4 protein-coding genes and 3 tRNA genes are annotated in these 3,008 nt (G+C 56.8%); all 7 read right to left on the bottom strand.

The window, feature by feature from the left end; genetic code table 11:
• Positions 1 to 110 (bottom strand): GTP-binding protein (locus B9A31_RS26810; RefSeq protein ID WP_132579187.1); only part of this gene is annotated, 110 nt, incomplete at its 3' end.
• Between the two features lie 78 nt (positions 111 to 188).
• Positions 189 to 264, bottom strand: a tRNA-Thr gene (locus tag B9A31_RS26805).
• A 29-nt stretch (positions 265 to 293) separates the two neighbouring features.
• Positions 294 to 367: transfer RNA gene (locus tag B9A31_RS26800), tRNA-Gly, on the bottom strand.
• A 24-nt stretch (positions 368 to 391) separates the two neighbouring features.
• Positions 392 to 475, bottom strand: a tRNA-Tyr gene (locus B9A31_RS26795).
• A gap of 152 nt (positions 476 to 627) precedes the next feature.
• Complete coding sequence (locus tag B9A31_RS26790; RefSeq protein ID WP_019098632.1) at positions 628 to 1,053, bottom strand: hypothetical protein; 426 nt, start codon at positions 1,051 to 1,053, stop codon at positions 628 to 630.
• Between the two features lie 7 nt (positions 1,054 to 1,060).
• Positions 1,061 to 1,810, bottom strand: coding sequence for a pantothenate kinase (locus tag B9A31_RS26785; RefSeq protein ID WP_025755075.1), 750 nt, complete (start codon positions 1,808 to 1,810; stop codon positions 1,061 to 1,063).
• Complete coding sequence (birA, locus tag B9A31_RS26780; protein ID WP_020424247.1) at positions 1,800 to 2,759, bottom strand: bifunctional biotin--[acetyl-CoA-carboxylase] ligase/biotin operon repressor BirA; 960 nt, start codon at positions 2,757 to 2,759, stop codon at positions 1,800 to 1,802. The genes B9A31_RS26785 and birA overlap by 11 nt, the downstream gene beginning before the upstream one ends.
• Positions 2,760 to 3,008: the final 249 nt, after the last annotated feature.

Raw genomic sequence — 3,008 nt, 5'->3', positions numbered from 1 at the left:
GAGCAGACGCGAGTCAGAGCTGCGGTCAGAGTGGTCTTACCGTGGTCAACGTGGCCGATAGTGCCGACGTTAACGTGGGGAAGGGAACGATCAAACTTTTCCTTAGCCATCGATACAATCCTCCGCAGAAGAAATAGTCTTGCGCTGATAAAACAAAGGCAGATATTTTCATATCTGCCTTGTTTATATGGAGCTCTTGAGCGGATTTGAACCGCTGACCTCACCCTTACCAAGGGTGTGCTCTACCAACTGAGCTACAAGAGCGAAACACTTTGCGCAAAATCCGGCAAACTTGGAGCGGGTAGCGGGAATCGAACCCGCATCATCAGCTTGGAAGGCTGAGGTTCTACCACTAAACTATACCCGCGGAGCTTGCGGCTCTCGCTAAAACTGGTGGAGGGAGAAGGATTCGAACCTTCGAAGCTCTCGCAACGGATTTACAGTCCGTCCCCTTTGACCGCTCGGGAATCCCTCCAGATGTGGCCGGCATTCTATTTGTCTGCCGTCCTAGTGTCAAGCGTTTTTTCAAATTTTTTCAATCAAATCTGAAACTTAGCTGCTTTGACACCGCTTCCAGTTCTACCACCTGAGTGGTGTTCCCTGTGAAGCGGGCGCCATTCTATCAAGCTATTCGCCAGTTGCAATACCCTGGCAGAAAATAATTTTATGTTTTAAGTCTTTGAAATCATTGGAAAGAGCTGAGAGTACCGTTTGGTCCAGCAAACGCTCGCTTTCCGGTGCAACCTTGAGCCAGCGCCCATCTGCCCCCGGCAGCTGCCCCACCACTGGCAAGGTCGCAATATCTAGGCTCAAGAGGCGCTGACGCAGCGCATCCAGCTGCCCCTGCCCCATTACCCCACCCACTACCAGGCATTCATCACGACGCTTGGGCGGCGCCGACACGCCTGTTTCACGCAGTAGACGGATCTCTTGCTGATTCCCCTTGTACAGAGACAGCGGGGCGACTTCCTTGACCTTCAGCGGGGCTTCCTGCTGATGCCACACGTAATAGAAGACGTTGAGCACCAGTAACAGCAGAAACAACCAACGCATAGGCACCTCAATCCAATGGGCAGGCCATGGCCAGGCCAACGAAAACCAGGTCTGGCACAACACGCGCCTGGGGCACAGCCTCCCTTACCAGTGGCGCATCACCCCCAGTGAGAAATACCGTGAACGTGTCCCCCCACAGCACACGCGCCTGATCAAGCTGGGTGCGCGCAAAACCCTGGAGCATCAACACACAACCGCGCTCGACCGCTTCGACGGTTGAGCGCCCGGGAGACAGACTGGTCAATGCGCGCTCGGCGGAGGCATCGTCATAGCGTATACGCCGGGTATGGGTGCGCAGCTGGCTACGCATCAAAGGCATGCCCGGGCAAATGTAACCACCCAGATGCTCACCATCCGCTGCAACGAAGTCCGCTTTTGCAGCAGTGCCCAAGTCAATGACCAGGCACGCGCCCTTTGCCAAGTGAAATGCACCCAGCGCAGCCAGCCAACGATCCATACCCAGACGCTGATAATCGTCATAGCCATTGCGCACGCCGGCCATTTCCCGTGCCGGATGCGCAACACGCGCCTGAACGGTAAACGCCTGGGCAATCAATGAACACAGCGCATCGGTTTCTTCCTCGCTGCGCACACTGACAATGCGACAGCCCGTAAGACGCACCGAAGCCAACGCAGCCACTTCAGCGAGCAACGCCTGATCGGAATCGACGATCCCGCCACCTTCAATGACTGCATCAGCAGCATGGATTACCCGCCACTTGATGAAGCTGTTACCGCAATCGAGCTCAAGAATCATCACGCAACCTCAAACTGAGCTCACCACCACTGAAGCTCTTTTCCACTCCGTCCACCTCAAGGCGCAAACCACCCTGCCCGTCGACGCCGAGAACCACACCATCAATATGCGTGCTGCCAGCAACCAGCGAGACATTGCGCCCCTGCCAAAGGTGCGCCTGCTCCCATTCTTCCAGGAATGCTGCGAATCCGTAGCGGCGATGGCGTGCCAATTCATGCTGCAGTTGCTGACTGAGCGATGCCACCAAGTGATTGCGATCAATTGTCGCACCCACCTCACGCCGCATTGAAGTCCACTGTTGGTCGACCTGGTCATTTGCCTGCATGTTCACATTGATACCGATACCCAGTACTACATGACAGACATCAGCAGGGTCGCCCACCAGCTCCAGGAGAATGCCGGTAATCTTCTGCCCGCGAACCAGCACATCGTTGGGCCATTTGAGCCCTACCTCTTTTACGCCAAACGCCTGCAGGGTACGCATTACGGCCAGTCCCACCACCAGGCTCAAACCTTCGAGCTGACGCATGCCGCCTTCCACCCGCAATACAAGGCTGTAATAGAGGTTCTCGGCGAATGGGCTGACCCATTGACGGCCACGCCGGCCGCGGCCGGCACTCTGCCGCTCGGCCAGCACGATAAACGGAGCAGCCTGCCCTTGGCCGGCAAGCCGCAAACCTTCCGCATTGGTCGAATCAATCGATTCGTGGATGAACACCGGCCACTGCTCGCCTTCGGCATAACCGGCGATTGCGTGTGCTTCGAGCAAGGCGAGCGGTGCCGCCAGCTGATAGCCGCGCCCACGAACCTTGTGAATGGTGAGGTTCAGTTCACTCTCCAGATGCTGCAGCTGCTTCCAAACGGCACTGCGACTCACCCCGAGGGCTGCCCCCAGGGCTTCACCGGAATGGAACCGGCCATCCTTGAGGAGATTCAACAACTTCAGCATGCCAGTCTCGACTTGGAATAAGGCAGGCATGATAGCCATGGGCTGTTGGCTTGCATAGGAAAAGGGCCTGTAAGTGCGGCCTTGTGTAGCGATCCCCGTGGGGTTCAGCTTTTGCCGCGGAGCAGGCCACGCGGTGGATGGCACCGGCGTTGCCGGTGTTCGCGGCTAAAGCCGCTCCTACAGGGATCTGGGTAAAGCCGAGACTTGCGTGAGAGCTTGGCTTTTTCGGGCCACAAAGACAAAACCCCT

Origin of the sequence: Pseudomonas sp. URIL14HWK12:I5 (assembly GCF_900176445.1) — a bacterium.
GTDB lineage: Bacteria > Pseudomonadota > Gammaproteobacteria > Pseudomonadales > Pseudomonadaceae > Aquipseudomonas > Aquipseudomonas monteilii.
The sequence above is the reverse complement of the archived record's forward strand: the minus strand, read 5'-3'. Positions and strand labels throughout refer to the sequence as shown.

Bases quoted from the DNA above. Each gene is read 5' to 3' on its own strand.
- B9A31_RS26790 (WP_019098632.1), bottom strand. From the start codon at position 1,053: ATGCGTTGGTTGTTTCTGCTGTTACTGGTGCTCAACGTCTTCTATTAC.
- B9A31_RS26785 (WP_025755075.1), bottom strand. From the start codon at position 1,810: ATGATTCTTGAGCTCGATTGCGGTAACAGCTTCATCAAGTGGCGGGTA.
- birA (WP_020424247.1), bottom strand. From the start codon at position 2,759: ATGCTGAAGTTGTTGAATCTCCTCAAGGATGGCCGGTTCCATTCCGGT.